Here is a 19,750-nt window from a genome sequence, read left to right on the forward strand (position 1 = left end):
GCGCGCGGGACACGACAGTAGCCTTTCTCTAACGGGTGAATAGCGGTCCGCTGGAGAACGGGCCCGCCTACGTCTCATGGTCCTCGGCACCCTGATCGCGCCTCGGCCGGTCCGCGACAGGATTCCGGGTTTCCGGTCCGAACCCGGCGACCACGATCTACGTTGGCGGTGCGCGGCGAACGGCGCCGGTCGAGCCAGGTCGAGGAGGCAGGTCGTCCATGGACATTCGGACGATGCCTGCCGCCGGCTACGGCCTGGAGTTCCGCCTGCTCGGGGTCTTCGAAGTGCTCAGCTCCGGCACGCCCATCGTGCTGGGCAGTCCTGCGATGCGCCGGTTGCTGGCCCTGCTCACCCTCAACGCCAACCAGGTCGTCTCGGTGGACCGCATCATCAGAGTGCTCTGGACCGGGGACCCGCCCGCGAGCGTGCGGACGATCTTGCAGGGCTACGTGTCACGACTCCGTAAACTGATCGGCGGCGCCGCGGCGGCAGGCGACGACGTCGAGATCGTGACCAGATCGCCCGGCTATCTGTTGCGGACCGATCCTGATCGCATCGACCTGCACCGGGCTCGGGAACTGGCGCGGAGCGCGGGCGAGACGACGGGGACCGCGCGGATCGTCGTGCTGCGGGCGGCGCTGCGGCTGTGGCGCGGCCCCGCGCTCGCCGAGATGGAGAGCCTGCCGCTGTTGCGTGCGACCTCGATGTCGATCGAGGAGTTCCGGCTCGGCCTGGTCGAGGATCGGATCGAGGCGGAGCTGGCCGTCGGCGTGGGCTCCGATCTCCTCGCCGAACTCAATGAACTCGTCACCCAGCATCCGCTGCGGGAACGCCTGACCGACCACCTCATGGTCGTGCTCTATCGCAGCGGCCGGCGGGCTGATGCGCTGCGGCGCTACCACGAGCTTCGCGAACGGCTGGCCGACGAGTTCGGCGTCGATCCCTCACCCCAGTTGCAGAACACCTACCAGCGCATCCTCCGCGACGATCCGGTGGCCGACGACGCGGCGCGGAGCGAGGAGCAGGTCGACGCGGACGATCCCGCCGACATCGATCGGCCGGCTCTCGCCCCGAGCCTCGCGGTGATCCCGGCCCAGCTCCCGCCGCAGATCGGGGGCTTCGTCGGACGGGAGAGCGAGCTGGCCGTCCTGGACTCGCTGCTGCCGAGCAGGCACCACGACGTCGGCTCGCGGATCGCCGTGGTCAGCGGCGTGGCGGGTCTCGGTAAGAGCGCGCTCGCCGTCACCTGGGCGCATCGCGCGAGCACCGCGCCTACCGCGGAGTTCCCCGACGGTCAGCTCTTCGCGTCGCTCCGCGGCGTCGATCCCGACGAGCAGCCCGCGGCGCCCGCCGACGTGCTGCGGCAGTTCTTGATCGGGCTCGGTCAGACGGCCGACCAGATCCCGGCGGGTCTCACCGAGCGCGTGGCGCTCTACCGGTCGATCACCGCGAAGCGGCGGATGCTCGTGGTGCTCGACGACGCGGTCGATCACCAGCAGGTGCAGCCGCTCCTTCCGGCGGCGCAGTCCTGCACGGTCCTGATCACGAGTCGACGGATGCTGGACGGCCTGCTGGTCACCAACGGGGCCCGACTGATCCGGCTGGGTCCGCTGCCCGCCGCCCAGGCGGGGGAACTCGTCAGCCGGGTGGTCGGCGACGTCGTGTTGACGCAGTCGGAGCGGGATCGACTGGCCGACCTGTGTGGGAACCTGCCGCTCGCCCTGCGGATCACCGCGGCGCGACTGGCGGGCGATCCGGGCCTGACGGTCGGCGAGCTGATCGACGAGCTCGCCGACGAGCGACGCCGTCTCGGCGCGCTGCGGGCGGGCGATTCGCAGATCAGCGTCCGGGGCGCGTTCGAGTTGACCTACCGCAGGCTGGCACCGGAGGCGGCCAGGCTCTTCCGACTCGTCGGTGTGCATCCCGGCGTCGAGATGAGCAGATCCGTGCTGGCCGCGATGGCGGGAACGTCGTCGGCCTCGGTCGCCGAGCAGCTCCACGTCTTGGAGTCGGTTCACCTGATGTCGGCGCTGGGCGACGGCCGGTTCGGCACCCACGATCTGATCCGGCTCTACGCCAGGCAGCTCGCCGCCGACGAACTGGCGCCCGCGGAACGCGAGGCCGCCGCGGAGGCGCTCGTCGACTTCTACCTGGCGGCGGCGGAGCGGGGGCGCGATCTGATCCGCCCCATGCCGGGGAGTCCGTCATCGGACTGGGACGGCGAGCCGCCCCCGCTGAACACCACGGAGCAGGCGGTGGCCTGGTTCGACGCCGAATGGACGAACCTGTTGCACGCGGCCAGGACCGCGGTACGGCAGGACCGGTACGAGTCGGCCTGGCGGATCGCCTGGGCAGCGGCGCCCTATGTGCTGTTCCGGCATCTGCTGGACGAGTCGACCGAGCTGTTCGATCAGGGACTCGCCGCCGCCCGGACAGCGCGGGACAGACTCGGGCAGTGCCTGATGCTGCGCTGTCGTGTCAACGTCGACCTCTACCGCTCGGCGCAGCCCGAGGAGGCGCTCGGGCATGCGATGGAGGCGCTGGCGATCGCCGAGGAGATCGGCGACCCCGTGATCCTGGCCCCCACGGTGAGCAGCGTGTTCACCGCGCAGACCAGGCTGGGGCGTTATGAGGAGGCCAGACGCGGCGGCGAACGCGCGGTCGCCCTGTACCGGCGCCTCGGCGACCTCACCGGGCAGGCGATGTCGTTGAACAACCTCGCGATGATCGACCAGTCGTGCGGCCGGACCGAGCGTGCCTACGAGCGCTGTCTGGCGGTGCTCGACCTGTATCGGCGCATCGACGAGCCCGCCAACGAGGCGGTGGTCCTGAACAACCTGAGCGAACTGGCCGCCGAGCTGGCCGACTGGCAGGCGGCGGAGGACTTCGCCCGGCGGGCCCGTTCCGTCGCGGTGTCCTGCGGGGCGTCGGTGCAGGAGGCGAAGGCGTTGAGCCACCTCGGCGAGGTGCACCTGCGCGACGGGGACGTCTGTTCGGCGAGGTTCCGCTGGGAACAGGCCCTCGCGCTCGTGCACGGCAGCAGTTCGCCGATCCGCGCCGAGGTCGAGCAGCGGCTCGCCGAGCTGGCTGCCCAGGACGAGTCGGAGCGGGCGTGGTGAGAGCCACAGGCCGATGCCGCCGGCCGACGCCCGCATCGGGCAGGCTGGTGGCGTGACGGAACAGCTGGAGGAGCGCGGGAGGGCGGAACGGGTCCCGGCAGCCGATGCGGACTCGTTGCCCCGGTTACTGGGCGGCAGGCGTGGTGCTGCCGACGCCTCGGTCCCGCCGTTGGTCTTCGTCCTGGGCTGGTGGCTGGGGGACGGCTCGGTTCCGATCGGTGCGGGCGCCGCGCTGCTGGCGGGGCTCGTGGTCGCCCTGCTCCGACTACGTCGAGGTCACCGGCCGGTGGCCGCCCTGCTCGGGATGCTCGGCGTCGCCGTCGCGGCGGCGGTGGCGCTGTACACCGGACGGGCCGTCGACTACTTCCTTGTGCAGCTGCTCTCGAACGCGGGAAGCGCGCTGGTCTGGGCGCTGAGCATCCTCGTGCGACGTCCCCTCCTGGGCGTGATCGTGGGCGTCCTGCTGGGGCAGCGGATGCGCTGGCGGCGGGACACCGACCTGCTGCGTGCCTACGGGCGGTCCAGCTGGGTGTGGGTCGGCCAGTATCTGACCAGGCTCGCGGTGTTCCTGCCGCTGTGGCTCGCCGAGCAGGCCGGGGCGCTGGTCATCGCCAGGGCCGCGTTGAGCCTCCCGCTGGTCACGTTGTGTCTCGCGGTGAGCTGGGCCGTGCTGCGGAAGTCGCTGCCGCCGGGGCATCCGGGGCTCCGCCATCCGAGGACGGACGAGCAGCCGGGGGAGCGGACCGCCGACACGCCGGCCGAGGCGACCGCCCGGTCCGGGATGAACACGGACGGGGTGAACACGGACGGGGTGAACACCGACGAGATGAACACCGCCGGTTCGGACCGGGCCGTGTCGAGTGAGGCCGTGTCGAGTGGGGCGGGGCCGGACGAGAGCGCCTCGGCCGAGGCGGGGGCGCGCGACCGGCGGGAGACCGGAGACGCCGCCGGACCGTCCCTGGGGCAGACCCGAGGCGGCTCTGCACCGGACTCGTCGCAGTCCGGGACGTCGCAGGGCGAGGCGTCGTCGGGTGGGATGGCGGCTCCCGAGCCGTCGTCGGGCGGCGCCCCGTGATCGAGCGGCACTCCCCGGTGGTCGCGCATCGCCGCCCTCGGCGAGTCGGGCGGGCGGAGCGGACCGACTCGGTCCGGTCGCGTCGCTCACGGCGTTCGGGGCGGCATCCCCGGTGGCGAGGCGTCGTGCCCGCGATCGTCGGGGCCGCCGTCCTGATCTGGGGCGAACGGCTCAACCGCCGATGGTCGCGAACCCAGGTGGCCGACGACGCGGACGGTGCCGAGCGCGTGGTCGCGGTCGTCCTCGGGTACCGGAATCCGCAGCCCACGGCCAACGTCGTGAACCGATGGCGAGTCCGTGCCGGGATTCGATCCGTCAGTGGCGCCCGGAATCCGCAGGTGATCTTCAGCGGCGGTGCGGTGGGCGGCGCCGTCTCGGAGGCGAAGGTGATGGCCGACTACGCGACGTCGGTGCTGAGGTTCGGCGGCACGGTGCTGTTGGAGGACCGGAGCGCGACGACGTGGGAGAACATCACCAACTGCATTCCGCTGCTGGAGGAGGCCGACCACATCAAGATCGTCTCGCAGCCCGCACACGCGCTCAAGGCCCGCGCCTACCTGCGGCGCCTGCGGCCGGATCTCGCCGAGCGACTGGTGCGCGCGGCCTACTGCCGTCCCGGTGAATGGCTGCTCGCCAAGCCGCTGCTGGCGCTGCACGGCCTCTGGAGTCTCCGTGCCCTGCGGAGACAGGAGCGCAGCGTCTCGTCGTAGTCCGCCTGGCGGCGGTGACGCCGTGCCTGACGGGGTGGTGGGACGGTGCCGGAGCGGAGCCTCGCGGACACGCCGCCGCGCTGGCTGCCCGCATCCGGGCCTGCCGGGCAGCGGGCGGCGCGTCACCGCCTGCGGACCCGCCGCCGCTGCCCCGAAGCCCGTCGACGGCACGGCCCTCGGCTCCTTCGCGAATCCCGGCGCGGCCCGTGACGGGGCCCGAGGTCGGCAGGCGAGACGGATCAGGACGCGACGGGTGCAGGCTGGGCCGGAGGGTTCAGGGGGCGAGCCGCGGTTCAGGGCGAGACGGGGGCGGCCGGCGGCGGCGCCTGGGCGCGCGATGCCCTCGCGCCTGCGGCTCGGGCGGCCCGCGTTCCGGTCGATGCCGATGCCGCCGTGTCGCCTGCCCACGCCTCGGGCGGCGCCCCGCCGACCGAGGTCCGCCGCTCCGTCAGCCTGCGGTGGACCTGCCGAGCGGTCGTCGGATCGTCGATCGTCGCCGCGACGGCGAGCCAGGCCGCTCCGGTGGCCGCGTCCGGCGCCCCGTCGACCCAGGCCTCGGACAGCACGTCCGCCGAGTCCGCCAGCTCGGCCCGCACCTCGGCCTCGAGCGGACTGCCCGAGGTGAGCAGGCTGCCCGCCAGGATCACCGGACTCGTGTCGTCCGAGGTCCGCAACCGACGGACGAGTGTCGCGAGCTCGGTGGCGCCCCGGCGCACGATCTTCCTCGCCGCGGGATCGCCGGCCAGGCAGGCCGCGCTGACCAGCGGCGCGTACTCGGCCAGCCGGACCGGCGGCGCGGAGTTGACCGAGGCGATCAGCCTGCGACGGGTCTCGCCGTCGGTCCTCGACCCGTCGAGGAAGGCCGAGCCGGCTCCCAGCGCCGCGTCGAGTACCGAGTCCGTCAGCTCGCCCGGCCGGTCGGCGCCCTCCACGGCCCGCAGCGTATGGCGGACCGCCTCCCGACCCAGCCAGAACGCGGAGCCCTCGTCGCCGAGCAGCCAGCCGTGTCCGCCCGAGATCCTGTGCAGGGCGTTCCTCTCGATGCGGGCGGCGATCGCTCCGGTGCCCGCGATGAGCACCACGCCCGTGGCCGCGGGCGTCCCGGCGGCGAAAGCCGTCTCCACGTCGCTGAGGACCCGCAGCCGCGCCGCCGGGCCCGCGGCGGCCGCCCACGCCTGCTGGAACGCCGTGTCGACCGCCGGATCGCTCAACCGCGAGACACCCGCCATGCCGAGCACCCCCGTCGACACTCGACCGGCGTCGACGTCGGTGAGCAGCTCCCGCAGCACCTCGGTGAGTCGTGCCGTCGCCACGTCGACGGGGTGGGCGTTCGGGTTCGCGCCCTCGCCGTTCGCCCAGGCGTGTCGACGGCCGTCGGCCGAGGCGAGCACCGCCGTCGTCGAGGTGCCGCCGATGTCGACGCCGATCACCAGGTCACGCGGGTCTGCCATGGCGCTGCCCCTCACCGCGGGCGTCGGGGCCGGCTTCGTCCTCGGCCGACCCGCGCAGCGCCTGCTCGATGTGCGTCAGATGGGTACGGGCGTGATAGCGGGCGAGCTCGGCCTTGCCTGCCGCCAGCGCGTCCACGATCAGCCGATGCTCGTCGAGCGTCTCCCCTGTCTTACCGTCCTGCGCCAGCCGACGCCAGAGGCTCGCGTCGACCGTCGGACTGTGCAGTGCCGCCAGCAGGCTGCCCAGATAGGCGTTGCCCGCCGTCCTGGCGATCTCGTGATGGAAGTCGAGCTCATGACGCACGAGGTCGGGCACGGGGTCGTCGGGCCGGATGGACGAGCACAGCGTGCGCAGCCGGTGCAGCACGGGCGGCGTCATCCGGGTCGAGGTCATCGCGGTCGCCTCGGGTTCGAGGATGCGGCGTACCTGAAGCACCTCCAGGGCCGAGTCGTGGTCCCGGTACATCTCCAGCGCGAAGGCCAGCGAGTCGAGCAGCTCCTCGGCCCGCAGGCTGGCGACGTAGGTGCCGCTGCCCTGCCGGACGTCGAGGATGTGTACCAGCGCCAGGGCTCGTATCGCCTCCCGCAGGGAGTTGCGAGACAGGCCCAGGCCCTCGGCGAGCTCGGCCTCCGGCGGAAGGCGGGCGCCGGGGACCAGCTCCCCGCGCTGGATCATCTCGCGCAGTCGGGCTATCGCGTCGTCGGTGACGGCCATCGGACACCCCCGTGCGTCGCCGTACCGGGCAGGGCAACCGTCAGGATAAGCCGATCCGATGCGCCGAACGGCCTGATCACATGGGCTGCACGGGTGATGCGGACTTACTCCGATCGGGGTAGCCTGCGGGGGCCCGTCTCACCCCGCCCCCTCGGTGAGGCGGGCTCTTTCACATCCGGATTCACGACGAGAGGGACGCGCGGCGTGGCCGGGTCCTTCTCCCACGGGGGTCGGACCACCGTCATGCGGAGGGGACGCCCCGGCCGCGCGCTCGGCGCCTACTTCGGATCGACCTCCGTGGAGCCGTAATCGTTGGTGACGATGAGGATCACGCCGGGTCCGAGATCGGCGATGCCGTCGAAACGGGGTTCCACCCGGATGCCGAAGGCGCTGCCGATCTCGCCCGCCGCACCCTCCTCCGCGGTGCCGGGGCGGTAGTAGGCGGTGGTGGTCTCGATGATCCCGGCCGAGTAGTTCTCCACCTCGGCGACCTCCCAGCCCGCGCCCTCGAAGTCCTCGGCCGCGTCGGCGGCGAGGCCTCGGATGGTGCTGTTGTTGAAGATGCGCAGTGGGGTGTCCGTGGAGGGCGAGCCCAGCTCGGCGTCGCCGCCGTCGGAGCCGTCGTCCCCGCCCGCGTCGGTGCCCTCGCCGGACCCATCGGCGTCGTCGGCCGCGTCGGAGTCGCCGTCCTCGGCATCGTCGCCGGAGCCGCCCACACCGCCCTGGGAGGGGTCGGCGGCGTCGGTCGACGGGTCAGGGGGAGGGGCGGGCACGCTGGTCGTGCTGTTCTGCTCGGCGAGCGAGCTCTCGCCGCTGGTCAGGCTCATCACGCCGATGACCAGCGCGATCGCGGCCAAGCCGAACAGGCCGAAGGCGACCCCCCGCAGTGGTCGTGCCGAGCCGGAGGGCTCCACGCTGCTCATCCCTGGCCTCCTGCATGCTGCTGCACAGTGTTCAACGTCTAACCGAGATCAGTGAAGTCGAGGCGCTGTCGCCGGGCCGCTCGGGATCTCGCCCGTCCGCCACGTTGTCGGAGGAGCCGCTTGACCAGCATCGGATCGGCCTGTAAGGCTTCCTTGCGATCGAGCAGTCCATTCAGGATCTGGAAGTAGCGGGTCGCCGACATGTCGAACAACTCGCGGATCTTCTGCTCCTTGGTGCCCGCTTGTTTCCACCACTGGCGTTCGAACGCCAGGATCGCACGTTCCCGCGTGGTCAGCTCGGCGTCGCGCCGAGGGGCAGGCGGATACGCCTCTGCGGCCTCCATCGGGCTCCTCGCCTCGTGATCGTGGATATCGTGCGCTCGGACGTCGGGGACGTCGGAGCCCGGTACGTCCGGGTCCGAGACGTCCGGATCCGAGACGTCCGAGTGGGAAACGTCCTGGTGGGGAAGACCTTGATCGGGCAGCGGGCGGACGGCGGGTCGAACAGGCGGTGGCCTGAACCGGCGGTGGTGCCGTTCGGAGCAGGCGTCCGAGGTGGGGACACCGTCTCCTGTGGTCGGACGGTCGTCATCCGGACAGGCCATGGCGCATCGACCTCTTCCCTCGACCGGCCGTCGTGCTGACGACACCCGCTGCCGACACGGGTGTCGCCGATGCCCGGACCCCGCCGGGACACCGGCACGGCCTGGGCGGTACCGGACGGCATCACCGCCGTCCGAGCCCTCCTCATTACATCACGGGTCGCCCACCGCATCGGGGAAGATCGAGCCGAGTCCCGCGAGGTGGTCTCGCACCCGAGCGCGACTCGGCCGCGCTGATCACCGCGCCGTCCCCACTCGACGTGTCCCCTGGCCTGCGCACCCGAAGGAGGGTCCCCGGACAGCCTTTAAGCTCTCGACATGGCGATTCATCCGATCCGGATCGCGGGCGACCCGGTCCTGCATCAGCCCACTCGTCCCGTGGAGGCCTTCGACGACGAGCTGCGGGCGCTGATCGAGGACATGTTCGAGACGATGGCGGCGGCCGAGGGCGTCGGCCTGGCCGCCAACCAGATCGGTGACGACCGCAGGCTCTTCGTCTATCACTGCCATGACGACGAGGGGAACTGGTACCGGGGAGTCATGGTCAACCCCGTGTTGGAGACCTCCGCGCGACCCGAGTCGATGCCCGATCCGGAGGACGACCTCGAAGGCTGTCTCTCCGTCCCCGGCGAGGTCTTCCCGACCGGCAGAGCCGACTGGGCGAAGGTGACGGGCCAGGACGGCCACGGGGCACCGGTCTCCGTCGAGGGCACGGGATTCTTCGCCCGCTGTCTCCAGCACGAGACCGACCACCTCGACGGCTACCTCTATCTCGATCGGCTGATCGGCCGGAACAAGCGCGAGGCCAAGCGGATGCTCAAGGCCAACGAGTGGGGCGTTCCGGGGCTCTCCTGGAATCCGGCCGAGGAGCGGGCCGAGTTCGTGGCGGACTCGCGCTGACGCGGCTCGCACCGTCCGGCGCCGGGATACCGGTCTTCCGGAGACGCGGCGTCGGCGCCCGCGCCGAATCGGCGGCCTCGGCGTTCACCGGGGCGCCGCGCGGCGCCGTGACCTTCGCCGTCCTCGCCGCGAATCTCCGCGCTCCTCGTTCGACGGCCAGGGCCGGGATTCTCCTGCTCGGCCGCCCGTCGTCGCAGGCCTGAGCGGCGGGCGGCCCACCGGATGTCGGGGCCCGGCACTCATGCCATCGGGGGTTCCGGCGTCGTCGGGGTTTACGCCGGGCGCCCGGGCCGGCTAGCCTCCGACGCGCAACCTCATAACTCCACATCGCGGGAGCTCGCGCCGAAAGCGGGCTGAGAGGGCGGCTGGACCTTGTCGAGTCCGGTGCCGCCGACCGCACGAACCTGTCCGGGTAATGCCGGCGTAGGGAGGGGATGCCATGTCGGCGTCAGCAGAGTCAACGGGTCGATCGTCAGCACAGTCGCGGAGCCGGTCGGCGCCTGCCGAGTCCAGGGCGGAGACCTCGGCGGAGAAGAGTGCCTCGGCGGACGGTGTCGCCGCCTCGGCGGAGACAAGTGCCTCGGCGGACGGTGTCGCCGCCTCGGCGGAGACAAGTGCCTCGGCGGTCACCACCGGCCCTATCGCCGGATCACACAAGATCTACCTCGACACCCCGTCAGGGCTCCAGGTGCCGCGGCGACGAGTGTCGCTCACCGACGGCTCGCATCTCGACGTCTACGACACCTCGGGGCCGTACACCCACGAGGAGCCCGACATCGACCTGCACCGGGGACTGCGTGCCCTGCGTGCCGAGTGGGCGGCCGAGCGGGCCGCCACCGCCTCGGCGGGGACGGTCCAGACCCAGCTGGGTCTCGCGAAGGCAGGCGTGATCACCAAGGAGATGGAGTACATCGCCGCCCGGGAAAGCGTGCCCGCCGAGTTCGTCCGCGACGAGGTCGCCCGAGGCCGGGCGGTGATCCCGGCGAACCGATGCCACCCCGAGTCGGAGCCGATGATCATCGGCAAGCGGTTCCTCGTCAAGATCAACGCGAACATCGGGAACTCCGCCGTCTCCTCGTCGATCGCCGACGAGGTGGACAAGATGGTGTGGGCCACGCGGTGGGGAGCCGACACCGTGATGGACCTGTCCACCGGCAGGCGCATCCACGAGACGCGCGAGTGGATCCTGCGCAACTCCCCGGTGCCCATCGGGACGGTCCCGATCTATCAGGCGTTGGAGAAGGTCGGCGGCGATCCGACGCGGCTGTCCTGGGAGGTCTATCGGGACACCGTCATCGAGCAGGCCGAGCAGGGCGTCGACTACATGACCGTGCACGCGGGCGTCCTGCTGCGCTACGTGCCGCTCACCGCGCGACGGGTCACCGGGATCGTCTCGCGCGGCGGCTCGATCATGGCCGCCTGGTGCCTGGCTCACCACGAGGAGAGCTTCCTCTACACCCGCTTCGACGAACTGTGCGAGATCTTCCAGCGGTACGACATCACCTTCTCCCTCGGCGACGGTCTGCGGCCCGGCTCCATCGCCGACGCCAACGACGAGGCGCAGTTCGCGGAGCTGCGCACGCTCGGCGAACTCACGCATCGGGCCAGGGCCCTCGACGTGCAGGTGATGATCGAGGGGCCCGGTCACGTTCCGATGCACAAGATCGCCGAGAACGTGCGGCTTGAGGAGGAGCTGTGCGGGGAGGCGCCGTTCTACACGCTCGGGCCGCTCGCCACCGACATCGCGCCCGCCTACGACCACATCACCTCGGCGATCGGAGCGGCGATGATCGCGCAGGCCGGGACGGCGATGCTCTGTTACGTCACGCCGAAGGAGCATCTCGGCCTGCCGAACCGGGACGACGTCAAGACCGGGGTGATCACCTACAAGATCGCCGCGCACGCGGCCGATCTGGCCAAGGGCCACCCGCACGCGCAGGAACGCGACGACGCGCTGTCCAAGGCGCGGTTCGAGTTCCGCTGGATCGACCAGTTCAATCTCGCCCTCGATCCGGACACCGCCCGCTCGTTCCACGACGAGACGCTGCCCGCCGAACCGGCGAAGACCGCGCACTTCTGCTCGATGTGCGGGCCGAAGTTCTGCTCCATGAAGATCACTCAGGACGTCCGCCGCTACGCCGAGGAACACGGGCTGACCTCGCCGGACGCGATCGAGGCCGGGATGCGGGCGAAGTCGGAGGAGTTCGCCCGCGGCGGCGGTCAGGTCTATCTGCCGGTGGTCGGGCCGTGACCGGGACGCATGCCGTGACCGGAACGCGAGCCGCGCCGGGCGTGCCGCCCGCACCGGGCGTGACACCGAGCACGGCGCTGACCATCGCGGGCTCCGACTCGGGGGGCGGGGCGGGCATCCAGGCCGACCTCAAGACCTTCCTGGCCTGTGGTGTCCACGGGATGACCGCGCTCACGGCGGTCACCGTCCAGGACTCGCTCGGCGTGGCCGACTTCCTGGCGCTGCCGCCGAGCCTCGTCGCGGCCCAGATCCGCACGGTCGCGGCGGATCTGGGCGTCGGAGCGGCCAAGACCGGGATGCTCGCCTCCGCGGCGATCGTCGACGCCGTGATCGAGGCCTGCGCACAGACCTCGATCGGGGCGGGCCGGTCGACGCCGCTGGTGGTCGATCCGGTGGCCGCCTCGATGCACGGCGACTCGCTGCTGGCCGAGGACGCCCTGGCGGCGGTGCGGGACCGACTGCTGCCGATCGCGACGCTGGCCACGCCGAATCTGGACGAGGTGCGGCTGCTGACCGGCGTCGACGTGACCTCGCGAGACGGGCTGCGCAAGGCGGCCGAGGCGGTGCACGCCCTCGGCCCGTCCTGGGTCCTGATCAAGGCGGGCCACCTGGCGGCGGACCCGGAGTGCGTCGACCTGCTCTTCGACGGCGCGGACTTCGTCGAGCTGCCCGGACCGAGGACGGGCACTCCGCACACCCACGGGGGCGGGGACACCCTGGCCGCGTCGATCGCCTCGGCGTTGTCGCGCGGCTGTCCGGTTCCCGAGGCGGTGCGGTTCGGCAAGCGCTACATCATGCGTGCCGTCGCGGGGGCGTATCCGCTCGGCGCGGGCACCGGCCCGGTCTCGGCCTTCTGGCGGGTCGCGGGCGATCCGATATGACCTCGGCGCTCCGTGTGGGGCGTTCTCCGAGGTCCGATCGGCGTATCCGCGCTGGTTCGACAGGTGGCGCTCCCGCGCGCTGCCACCACAATCCCCGATGATTCAGGGATCATCGAACCGTGGCTGGTCGGGTCTTGACAGACGTATGGATTCCGGTGTCGCTGCCGCGGTCGGACACGGTGCCGCTGCGGCAGGTGGTGCTCACGACGCTGGTCATCGGCATCGGCGCGCTGCCCGCCGTGCTGCTCGGGTTCGGCGGTGCGGCGATCGTCGGGGCGCTCGTCGCCGTGTTCAGCCTCGTGATCGCGGGCGGCGGGCCGCTGCGTGCCGATTTGCGCACCCTGTGGTGGGCCGGGCCCGCGCTGATCCTCGTGATGGCGGCGGGCCCGCTGCTGAGCGGGGTGACGGCGGTGGTCGTCGTCTTCGTCATCGTCTTCGGCTCGGGGATGCTCGCCACGCTGGGCAGGCATTACGCGGTGGTCGGCCAGAGCCTGGCCGCCGCGTCGCTGGTGGCGATCACCGGCGGCATCAGCGCCGAGGACGGCCCCGGGCCGGTGCTCTTCACCGGTGCGGTCGGTCTCGCCCTCGCCGTCGCGGTGCGGGTGTCGATCGGGCGCGACGACCCGTCCGGCCCGACCAGGGCGATCGTCGCGGGGACCCTGACCGATCGCGACCCCGGCTCTCTCGACTACGCGACCCGGGTCTGGCGGTCGGACGGATCGCCGGAGTGGCTGGGACGAATCCTGACGGGGACCGCCGAGTATCGGGCGGGCCGGGCCATGCTCGCGGTGCAGGCCGACCAGGCCGAGGGCGTCGAGGAGGAGCGGCTTCAGGCGGTGCTGGACGACGCCGAGCTGGTGGCGACGGAGCTGGCCGTCGCGGTGCGGGCCAGGGCGTGCACGGGGCTGCCGTCACAGGCCAGACTCGACCCGGCGGCCAGGGCGATCCGGTTGCACGGTGACGCGGAGCTGCCGGACTCGGTGGACACCATGCGCGTCGGCCTGGAGCAGGTGCGCGTCGCCGTCCTGGAGCGGGTACCCGGTCGGGCGCCGAGGGCGTCTTTCCGGGCCGCGCTGCATCGGGCGGTCGGCGTCCTGCTCGCCCACCTGTCGTTCCGCTCCTCGCTGTTCCGGCACTCCCTGCGCTGCGCGCTGGCCGTGACCGCGGGCATGGTGGCGGTGCTGTGGCTGCCGGACGAGTCCGCCGCGCCGCTGCTGCTCGTGCTGTACGCCGTGTTGCAGCCGATGCTGCGCGACACGATGGAGGGCGCGCTGCAACGCACCGGGGTGGTGGTGTTCGTCGTCGCGCTGCTCTCGGTCGTCGCCGCCTTCCTGCCCTGGCCCGGCGTCCTGCTGCCGTTCGGCCTGATCGCGATGGTCCTCGGCGCCGCGCGGCTGCGAGCCAGCCTGCCGCTGCTGCTGTTCTGTCTGCTCGGCGTGATCGTGGTGGTGCGCGTGCTTCAGGAGGATCGGGCCCCCACGGCGCTGGCCATCAACATCACCGCGATCAGCGCGATCGGCGCGACGATCGCCCTGCTCGTCGGCTTCCTCAGCTATCTGGTCCTGCCCGGCGGCATCGCCCCGGACGTGCCGGGCACGCTGCGCCGCGCGGTCTACGCGGTGCGGGATCTCGCGGCGGGGGCGCACGGCGCGGTGGACACCAAGGAGGGCAGACGGGCGCTGCGCTCGGCGAACGTCGTCGCGTTGCGGCGCACCCAGGATCTGCTGGGCCTCCAGGCCCGGCTGGAGGAGGCGGGACCGGAGGCACAGTGGACGGTGCGCCGCGCCGCGACGGCGGTGCACGCGCTGCGGGCGGCCTTGGCGCAGATGGCGTTCCGCTCCGACGAGGAGCGGCGGCAGGCGCTGCCGGCGGCCGTGACGGCGGAACGGGTGCTGGACTACGAGAGCAGACAGCCAGCGCGGATCGATCTCAGCAGTCTCGCGGGCCCGACCCTGCTGGTCGCGCCGATCCTGGAGTCGACCCTGATCGCCAGGGCCGCCATCGACGAGGTCCGGGCCGTCGACTGGACCGAGCCGAGCGCCTTCGACTCCGACGGCGAGTCCCTGGGCATGACCGCCGACCCCCGGCAGCCCGAGCGCCGATGGCTGTCCCGGGAGGGCGCGGTCGGATCGGTCGACGACTGACGACTGACGACTGACGACTGACGACTGACGACTGACGACTGACGGCGGACGGCGAGCGGCGGTCTGGTCAGAGTGCGGCGGCGTACGACTGAAGGATGTCGCCGAGCCGGTGCAGACAACGGCCTGCCGAGTCGACGTCGTGTGCCCCGCCGTCCACGAGGTCGACGGCCTGTTCCGTGCGATCGTCCCTGCTGCTGCGGCACGCGGCGCGCAGTTCCGCACCTGCGGTGGTCGCGGCTGTGTGCTGCCCGGCGAGCGCGACCACGGGCAGATCGTCGACAGCGGCGTTCATCAGCGTGCGGATCTCGCCGGAGGAATGCATCTCAGTTTCATGACTCCGTTCTCGTCATCCGATTCCGGCGTTCACATCGAGCAGGCGCACCATCGCCGAGCCTGCTCAGCTCGGTGGGCGTCCTGTGGGTGGTGAGTCCAGTCTGGGCTTCTCCTCGCTTTCGACTCGGGCAGGTCCTTGACCCGGGATGTCGAACCAGGCGATCTCGCCGGGGCGGACCCGTTCGCCACGATCGGCTCTTCTGTTGCACTCGCTGACGATGTATTCCGCCGACTCCTCTCGACTCTGTCGCCAAGGTGCGAAGCCGCCTGCGGTCAGTTCTCCCGGAACTATCCGGCCTTCCATGACCAGCTTCTCAGCTACGGTTGCTGCTATTCGCAGTCGAGAGAAGTGGTCTGGAGCCTGGTGGCGCACGAAGTAGATGATCTCAGGAATGCTGATGTAGTCGTCCGCCACGGACTCCATGACTGCGTCGACGATCTCTGCTGATATCAAGGTCAGCCCCACTTCTCCGGATTCACATGGATCTTGAGGAAGGCGTCGAGCGCGGTGGCGATGTCGACCGTGGGCTCGGTGGAACTTCGGGACTGGGTGCGGTACCCGACGGTGCTTCCATCGGGCAGCCGGACCATGGTTCCCTTGTAGCCGGGGATGTCCAGGCGGGTTCCGCCGCGGGCGAGTGCGATGAAGATGTCGGTGATCTCCTCAGCGGTACGTACCTCGCGAGTGGGAATCTTCTTAGAGCCGTGCGCCTTACGACCGATGCCCTCGCCTGCTGTCTGCGCGTACTCGGTGGCTGTCCTGCCATCCCAACGCCCGGAGGGAGGCGAGGAATCCGATGGGATGTCTGAGCAGCCGGCGAGCTCAACCCCGCCGTCCCGGTCGTGCCTGCCTACCGCGATGTCGGCGATCGACGGGACCTCGGTGCTGTGGTCGGCGATGTAGGACTCGGTCAGGACACGGGCGTGCTCGAACCTGGTGGCGGCACTGTCGATGAAGTCGAGAGCTTCGGCGAGCAGCGCAGGGGAGGCGGTGAGGTCGGAATCGGTCGTCTCGGCCGCGAGCGAGGCCCAGCCAGGGGCCGAGGTTCTCACCGAGGTGGCGGTGGATCTCGCGGAGCTCGCCCGTGCGCAGGCCGGTGAGGGCGGTGCGAAGCCGGGCGACGACCTCGCCGATCGACGTCATGCGGAGGGAGCCGAATCTGCCAGGACGTGCAACGGGCTGCCTCCACATGATCACGGTCGGTGATCCATGGTGGTCGTTCGTGCCGGTGCCGCGTCTAGGGTTTTCACTCGGTCGGAGGGCAGCTCGGCGATATCCCCGCCGTCATTCGGCTGTCGCTCAGCCATCGCGGTCCGGGCCATCGCGGTCCACGCTGTCACGGTCCGGGCTGGAGGCGTGTGCCCAGAAACGGCGGGGAATCCGGCCCGCCAGGCGGGCGTCCCGGCCCGCCGCGACGGCCGCGCGCATCGCCCTCGCCATCCGCGCCGGTTCGTTCGCCCTGGTCACCGCCGTGGCCAGCAGCACGGCATCGCAGCCCAGCTCCATCGCCAGCGCCGCGTCCGACGCCGTTCCGATGCCTGCGTCCAGGATCACCGGCACGGTGGCGCGCGAGACGATCAGCTCGATGTTGTGCGGATTGCGGATGCCCAGGCCCGTCCCGATGGGCGAACCCAGCGGCATCACGGCCGCGCAGCCGAGATCCGCCAGCCGCAAGGCCAGCACGGGATCGTCGTTGGTGTAGGCCAGCACCACGAAACCGTCGGAGACCAGCTGGTCGGCGGCGTCCAGCAGTTCGACCGGATCGGGCAGGAGCGTGTCGTCGTCGGCGACGACCTCCAGCTTGACCCAGCGGGTCTCCAAGGCCTCTCTGGCCAGCCGCGCGGTCAGCACCGCCTCGGCGGCGGTGCGCGATCCCGCTGTGTTGGGCAGGACGTCGACGGCCAGCCGTCGTAGCAGGTCGAGCACTCCGGGGCCGCCCGAGGTGTCGGTGCGGCGCATGCTCACCGTGGTCAGCTCGGTTCCCGAGGCCACCAGGGCCCGCTCCAGCTCGTCGAGTCCGGACGCGCCGCCGGTGCCCATGATCAACCGTGAGGAGAACTCCCGGTCCGCGATGCGCAGGATGTCGTCCACGTCGCCTCAGCCTCCTTGGACGGCGGTCAGCAGTTCGACGGCGGCGCCCGGCCGGAGCGTGACCTCGGCCCAGCGCGTCTTCGGCACCACGGAGCCGTCGACGGCGACCGCCACCCCGGAACGGGGCGCGTCGCAGACCTGGACGGCGTCGGCGACGGTGGCGCCGTCGGCCAGCTCCCGGTCGACGCCGTTGATCAGCACGTTCATCGGTCAGGATCCTCCGAATCGCGAAGAGCGGGCACCGAGGCGGCGGCGAGTCGTGCGGGGTCCGCGGCACGCACGACCTCGCCCGTCGGCCGCCCGAGCAGGAGATCCACCACGGCGGCCGAGGTGATCGGCGCGAGCAGGAAGCCGTTGCGGTGGTGGCCGGTGGCCGCCAGCAGGCCGGCGGACAGCCGGCCGATGATCGGCAGGTTGTCCCCGGTGGCGGGTCGGAGGCCCGCGGCGCATTCGATCAGCTCGTACTCGGCGAGGGCGGGCAGCAGCACCTCGGCGTCGCGCAGCAGGTCGCGCACCGAGCCCGCGGTGACGGCGGTGTCGAAGCCCGCCTCGTACTGGGTGGCGCCCACGACGAGGCCGTCCTCGTCGCGCGGCACGAGGTAGACCGGTCTGCCCCGGACCCGCCCTCGGATCGTGCGGCGCGGCGGCGGCAGCGTTCCCGGCCGGGCACGCAGCCGCAGGACCTCGCCCTTGACCGGGTGCAGGGCACCGCGAAGCCGTTCGTGCAGCGTGGTGCTCCACGGGCCCGCGGCGATGACGGCCTGATCGGCCGTGATCGAGTCGGCTGCGGTCGAGTCGATGGGAGCGGAGTCAGCCGGGATGGCGTCGGCCGGAGCCTGGTCGCCGGAGTCCTCGCGCGCGAGCGAGACCCGGACGTCGGTCGTCTCCGTGACCGACATCGCCCGCCGGGCCAGGAATCGAACCCCGCCACGATCGCAGGCCGTGCGCAACGCCGCCATCAGCCCGCGGTTGTCCACCGCGAGGTCACCGGGAACCGACAGACCCGCGCGGACGGCGGGGCCCAGGCTCGGCTCCAGCCCGCGCACCTCGCGCCCGTTCAACCGATCCACCTTCCGGCCGAGGTGGGCCAGGTAGTCGGCGAGTCGATCGAGGTCCGTCTGATCGGCACGGTCGGCGGCGACCACCACCGTGCCCTCGGTACGCAGGCCCGGCTCCCGGCCGGACGCCGCCGCCAGCTCGGCCGCGAAGTCGGGCCAGCCACGCAGTGAGGCCGCGCCCAGCTCCAGCGCCGCGTCCTCACCCGGCCAGGCCTCGGACACCGGGGCCAGCATTCCGCCCGCCACCCAGGACGAGCCCGAACCCGGTCGCGGATCGATCACCGTGACCTCGAAGCCGCGGGCGGCGGCCCGCCAGGCCGTCGACAGGCCGATGACGCCCCCGCCGATCACCGCGAGCCGCCGTCGGCTCGACGACACCTTCGTCACCACAAGACACCACGCTCCCTGCGCCGGCATGACCCGGATCAGGTTCGACGGTCGGGGTCGCCGCAGACCCCCTCTCAGCCTGTTTCCACAGGCTCCCGTGCGGACCGCCCTCACCGTAACGCGCCGGGGCGGGGCCGGGCCACCGTCCCCCGGCACCGAGGCCGGGCACGGACCGCTTCTACGCTGGGCGGCATGCCTGGGATGAGCGCCGCACAGCGTCGAGACCGGCTGGCCGACGCGCGGCTGTACCTCTGCACGGACGCGCGTCGAGAACGCGGTGACCTCGCGGAGTTCGTCGCCTCGGCGCTGCGGGGTGGGGTGGACATCGTGCAGTTGCGTGACAAGGGGTCCGTCGCCGCGCCGTTGGAGGCGGCGGAGGAACTGGCGGCGCTGGCGGTGATCGCCGAGTGCTGTGCCGAGTACGGCGCGCTGCTCGCGGTGAACGACCGCGCCGACATCGCCGCGGCCTCAGGCGCCGACGTCCTGCATCTCGGACAGGGCGATCTCCCCGTGAGCTGGGCGCGACGGCTGCTCGGCGACGGACCGATCATCGGTCGGTCCACTCACGACGCACGGCAGGCGGCCGCGGCGGCGACCGAGCCCGGCGTCGACTACTTCTGCACGGGGCCGTGTTGGCCGACGCCGACCAAACCCGGGCGGAGCGCGCCGGGTCTGGACCTGGTGCGTTCGACGGCCGTCCGCCGGTCCGACGGCGCGGGCCGGCCGTGGTTCGCGATCGGCGGGATCGACCTCTCGCGGCTGGACGAGGTCATCGCGGCGGGCGCCGAGCGGGTGGTCGTCGTGCGGGCGATCACCGAGGCGGCCGACCCGGAGGCCGCCGCGCGGGCGCTGTCCACCCGGCTGCGCGCGTCCTAGCGCCGCGTGATCGGCGGGGTCGCGTGTGCGGCGTGGACCGCTGCCGGCCCCGCCGGATCCCGTACCACCGCGTCGTGTCCTGAGCGGCCGTCGTGTCCCGTCCCGCCGAGTTCGCGCCGCCGGCCTGCGATCCGGTCCCTGCTGCGACGCCGTGTCGAGGGCCGGCCGGGCGGGCGGCGTGTCGGACACCGCCCGCCCGAGGTCCGGGTGACCGATCGACCACGAGCAGACCG

18 protein-coding genes and 1 riboswitch are annotated in these 19,750 nt (G+C 72.0%); of the genes, 8 read left to right on the forward strand and 10 right to left on the reverse strand.

Annotation, left to right across the window (positions count from 1 at the left end; all coding sequences use genetic code 11):
* Positions 1-218 precede the first annotated feature (218 nt).
* From AHOG_RS01805 to AHOG_RS01815, 3 genes are all read left to right on the forward strand, one after another.
* On the forward strand, positions 219-3,119 hold the full coding sequence (locus AHOG_RS01805; RefSeq protein ID WP_093939809.1) for an AfsR/SARP family transcriptional regulator: 2,901 nt from the start codon (positions 219-221) through the stop codon (positions 3,117-3,119).
* Between the two features lie 52 nt (positions 3,120-3,171).
* Positions 3,172-4,194 carry a DUF3159 domain-containing protein gene (locus AHOG_RS01810; protein ID WP_245856508.1) on the forward strand — a complete coding sequence of 341 codons (1,023 nt, stop codon included), beginning with the start codon at positions 3,172-3,174 and terminating at the stop codon, positions 4,192-4,194.
* Between the two features lie 125 nt (positions 4,195-4,319).
* Positions 4,320-4,904, forward strand: coding sequence for a YdcF family protein (locus tag AHOG_RS01815; protein WP_211290511.1), 585 nt, complete (start codon positions 4,320-4,322; stop codon positions 4,902-4,904).
* A gap of 293 nt (positions 4,905-5,197) precedes the next feature.
* On the opposite strand, the gene AHOG_RS01820 is transcribed toward AHOG_RS01815, so the two are convergent.
* The 4 genes from AHOG_RS01820 to AHOG_RS01835 form a co-directional block, all read right to left on the reverse strand.
* Entirely contained in the window at positions 5,198-6,355 is a 1,158-nt protein-coding gene (locus AHOG_RS01820; RefSeq protein WP_093939811.1) for an N-acetylglucosamine kinase, read from the reverse strand.
* Positions 6,339-7,070 (reverse strand): FadR/GntR family transcriptional regulator, encoded by a 732-nt coding sequence (locus tag AHOG_RS01825; RefSeq protein ID WP_093939812.1) that lies wholly within the window; start codon positions 7,068-7,070, stop codon positions 6,339-6,341. Before AHOG_RS01825 ends, AHOG_RS01820 begins: the two co-directional genes overlap by 17 nt.
* 278 nt (positions 7,071-7,348) lie before the next feature.
* Positions 7,349-7,993, reverse strand: coding sequence for a LytR C-terminal domain-containing protein (locus AHOG_RS01830; RefSeq protein WP_093939813.1), 645 nt, complete (start codon positions 7,991-7,993; stop codon positions 7,349-7,351).
* A 38-nt stretch (positions 7,994-8,031) separates the two neighbouring features.
* Positions 8,032-8,337 (reverse strand): DUF3263 domain-containing protein, encoded by a 306-nt coding sequence (locus tag AHOG_RS01835; RefSeq protein WP_093944066.1) that lies wholly within the window; start codon positions 8,335-8,337, stop codon positions 8,032-8,034.
* 576 nt (positions 8,338-8,913) lie between these two features.
* Between AHOG_RS01835 and AHOG_RS01840 the strand changes: the two genes are divergently transcribed.
* From AHOG_RS01840 to AHOG_RS01855, 4 genes are all read left to right on the forward strand, one after another.
* Positions 8,914-9,495, forward strand: a complete 582-nt coding sequence (locus tag AHOG_RS01840; protein ID WP_093939814.1) for a peptide deformylase — start codon at positions 8,914-8,916, stop codon at positions 9,493-9,495.
* A 640-nt stretch (positions 9,496-10,135) separates the two neighbouring features.
* The gene (gene thiC / locus AHOG_RS01845) at positions 10,136-11,746 is read left to right on the forward strand and encodes a phosphomethylpyrimidine synthase ThiC (protein ID WP_093944067.1); all 1,611 of its coding nucleotides are present in this window, start codon (positions 10,136-10,138) and stop codon (positions 11,744-11,746) included.
* A gap of 14 nt (positions 11,747-11,760) precedes the next feature.
* The gene (thiD, locus tag AHOG_RS01850; protein ID WP_245856509.1) at positions 11,761-12,627 is read left to right on the forward strand and encodes a bifunctional hydroxymethylpyrimidine kinase/phosphomethylpyrimidine kinase; all 867 of its coding nucleotides are present in this window, start codon (positions 11,761-11,763) and stop codon (positions 12,625-12,627) included.
* Between the two features lie 134 nt (positions 12,628-12,761).
* Positions 12,762-14,771, forward strand: a complete 2,010-nt coding sequence (locus tag AHOG_RS01855) for an FUSC family protein (RefSeq protein ID WP_157736582.1) — start codon at positions 12,762-12,764, stop codon at positions 14,769-14,771.
* A gap of 67 nt (positions 14,772-14,838) precedes the next feature.
* On the opposite strand, the gene AHOG_RS01860 is transcribed toward AHOG_RS01855, so the two are convergent.
* From AHOG_RS01860 to thiO, 6 genes are all read right to left on the reverse strand, one after another.
* The gene (locus tag AHOG_RS01860) at positions 14,839-15,093 is read right to left on the reverse strand and encodes a hypothetical protein (RefSeq protein ID WP_093939816.1); all 255 of its coding nucleotides are present in this window, start codon (positions 15,091-15,093) and stop codon (positions 14,839-14,841) included.
* Between the two features lie 75 nt (positions 15,094-15,168).
* Positions 15,169-15,558 (reverse strand): hypothetical protein, encoded by a 390-nt coding sequence (locus AHOG_RS28190; protein ID WP_157736583.1) that lies wholly within the window; start codon positions 15,556-15,558, stop codon positions 15,169-15,171.
* Between the two features lie 2 nt (positions 15,559-15,560).
* Positions 15,561-16,157: a hypothetical protein gene (locus AHOG_RS01865; protein WP_093939817.1), complete on the reverse strand. Its 597-nt coding sequence runs from the start codon at positions 16,155-16,157 to the stop codon at positions 15,561-15,563.
* A 247-nt stretch (positions 16,158-16,404) separates the two neighbouring features.
* Positions 16,405-17,196, reverse strand: coding sequence for a thiazole synthase (thiG, locus tag AHOG_RS01870; protein ID WP_093939818.1), 792 nt, complete (start codon positions 17,194-17,196; stop codon positions 16,405-16,407).
* Between the two features lie 6 nt (positions 17,197-17,202).
* A complete protein-coding gene (gene thiS, locus AHOG_RS01875; RefSeq protein WP_093939819.1) occupies positions 17,203-17,403 on the reverse strand; it encodes a sulfur carrier protein ThiS in 201 nt (66 codons plus the stop codon).
* The gene (gene thiO / locus AHOG_RS01880; RefSeq protein ID WP_093944069.1) at positions 17,400-18,632 is read right to left on the reverse strand and encodes a glycine oxidase ThiO; all 1,233 of its coding nucleotides are present in this window, start codon (positions 18,630-18,632) and stop codon (positions 17,400-17,402) included. The genes thiS and thiO overlap by 4 nt, the downstream gene beginning before the upstream one ends.
* A gap of 7 nt (positions 18,633-18,639) precedes the next feature.
* Positions 18,640-18,750: riboswitch (TPP riboswitch) on the reverse strand.
* An 83-nt stretch (positions 18,751-18,833) separates the two neighbouring features.
* On the opposite strand from thiO, the gene thiE reads away from it, so the two are divergent.
* Entirely contained in the window at positions 18,834-19,517 is a 684-nt protein-coding gene (gene thiE, locus AHOG_RS01885; RefSeq protein WP_093939820.1) for a thiamine phosphate synthase, read from the forward strand.
* The last annotated feature ends 233 nt before the right edge of the window (positions 19,518-19,750 follow it).

It is taken from the genome of Actinoalloteichus hoggarensis, from assembly GCF_002234535.1.
GTDB lineage: Bacteria > Actinomycetota > Actinomycetes > Mycobacteriales > Pseudonocardiaceae > Actinoalloteichus_A > Actinoalloteichus_A hoggarensis.

What these genes read in the sequence shown, in the direction of transcription:
- AHOG_RS01805 (WP_093939809.1), top strand. Translation starts at nt 219, where the DNA reads ATGGACATTCGGACGATGCCTGCCGCCGGCTACGGCCTGGAGTTCCGC.
- AHOG_RS01820 (WP_093939811.1), bottom strand. Translation starts at nt 6,355, where the DNA reads ATGGCAGACCCGCGTGACCTGGTGATCGGCGTCGACATCGGCGGCACC.
- AHOG_RS01825 (WP_093939812.1), bottom strand. Translation starts at nt 7,070, where the DNA reads ATGGCCGTCACCGACGACGCGATAGCCCGACTGCGCGAGATGATCCAG.
- AHOG_RS01830 (WP_093939813.1), bottom strand. Translation starts at nt 7,993, where the DNA reads ATGAGCAGCGTGGAGCCCTCCGGCTCGGCACGACCACTGCGGGGGGTC.
- AHOG_RS01835 (WP_093944066.1), bottom strand. Translation starts at nt 8,337, where the DNA reads ATGGAGGCCGCAGAGGCGTATCCGCCTGCCCCTCGGCGCGACGCCGAG.
- AHOG_RS01840 (WP_093939814.1), top strand. Translation starts at nt 8,914, where the DNA reads ATGGCGATTCATCCGATCCGGATCGCGGGCGACCCGGTCCTGCATCAG.
- AHOG_RS01860 (WP_093939816.1), bottom strand. Translation starts at nt 15,093, where the DNA reads ATGCATTCCTCCGGCGAGATCCGCACGCTGATGAACGCCGCTGTCGAC.
- thiS (WP_093939819.1), bottom strand. Translation starts at nt 17,403, where the DNA reads ATGAACGTGCTGATCAACGGCGTCGACCGGGAGCTGGCCGACGGCGCC.
- thiE (WP_093939820.1), top strand. Translation starts at nt 18,834, where the DNA reads ATGCCTGGGATGAGCGCCGCACAGCGTCGAGACCGGCTGGCCGACGCG.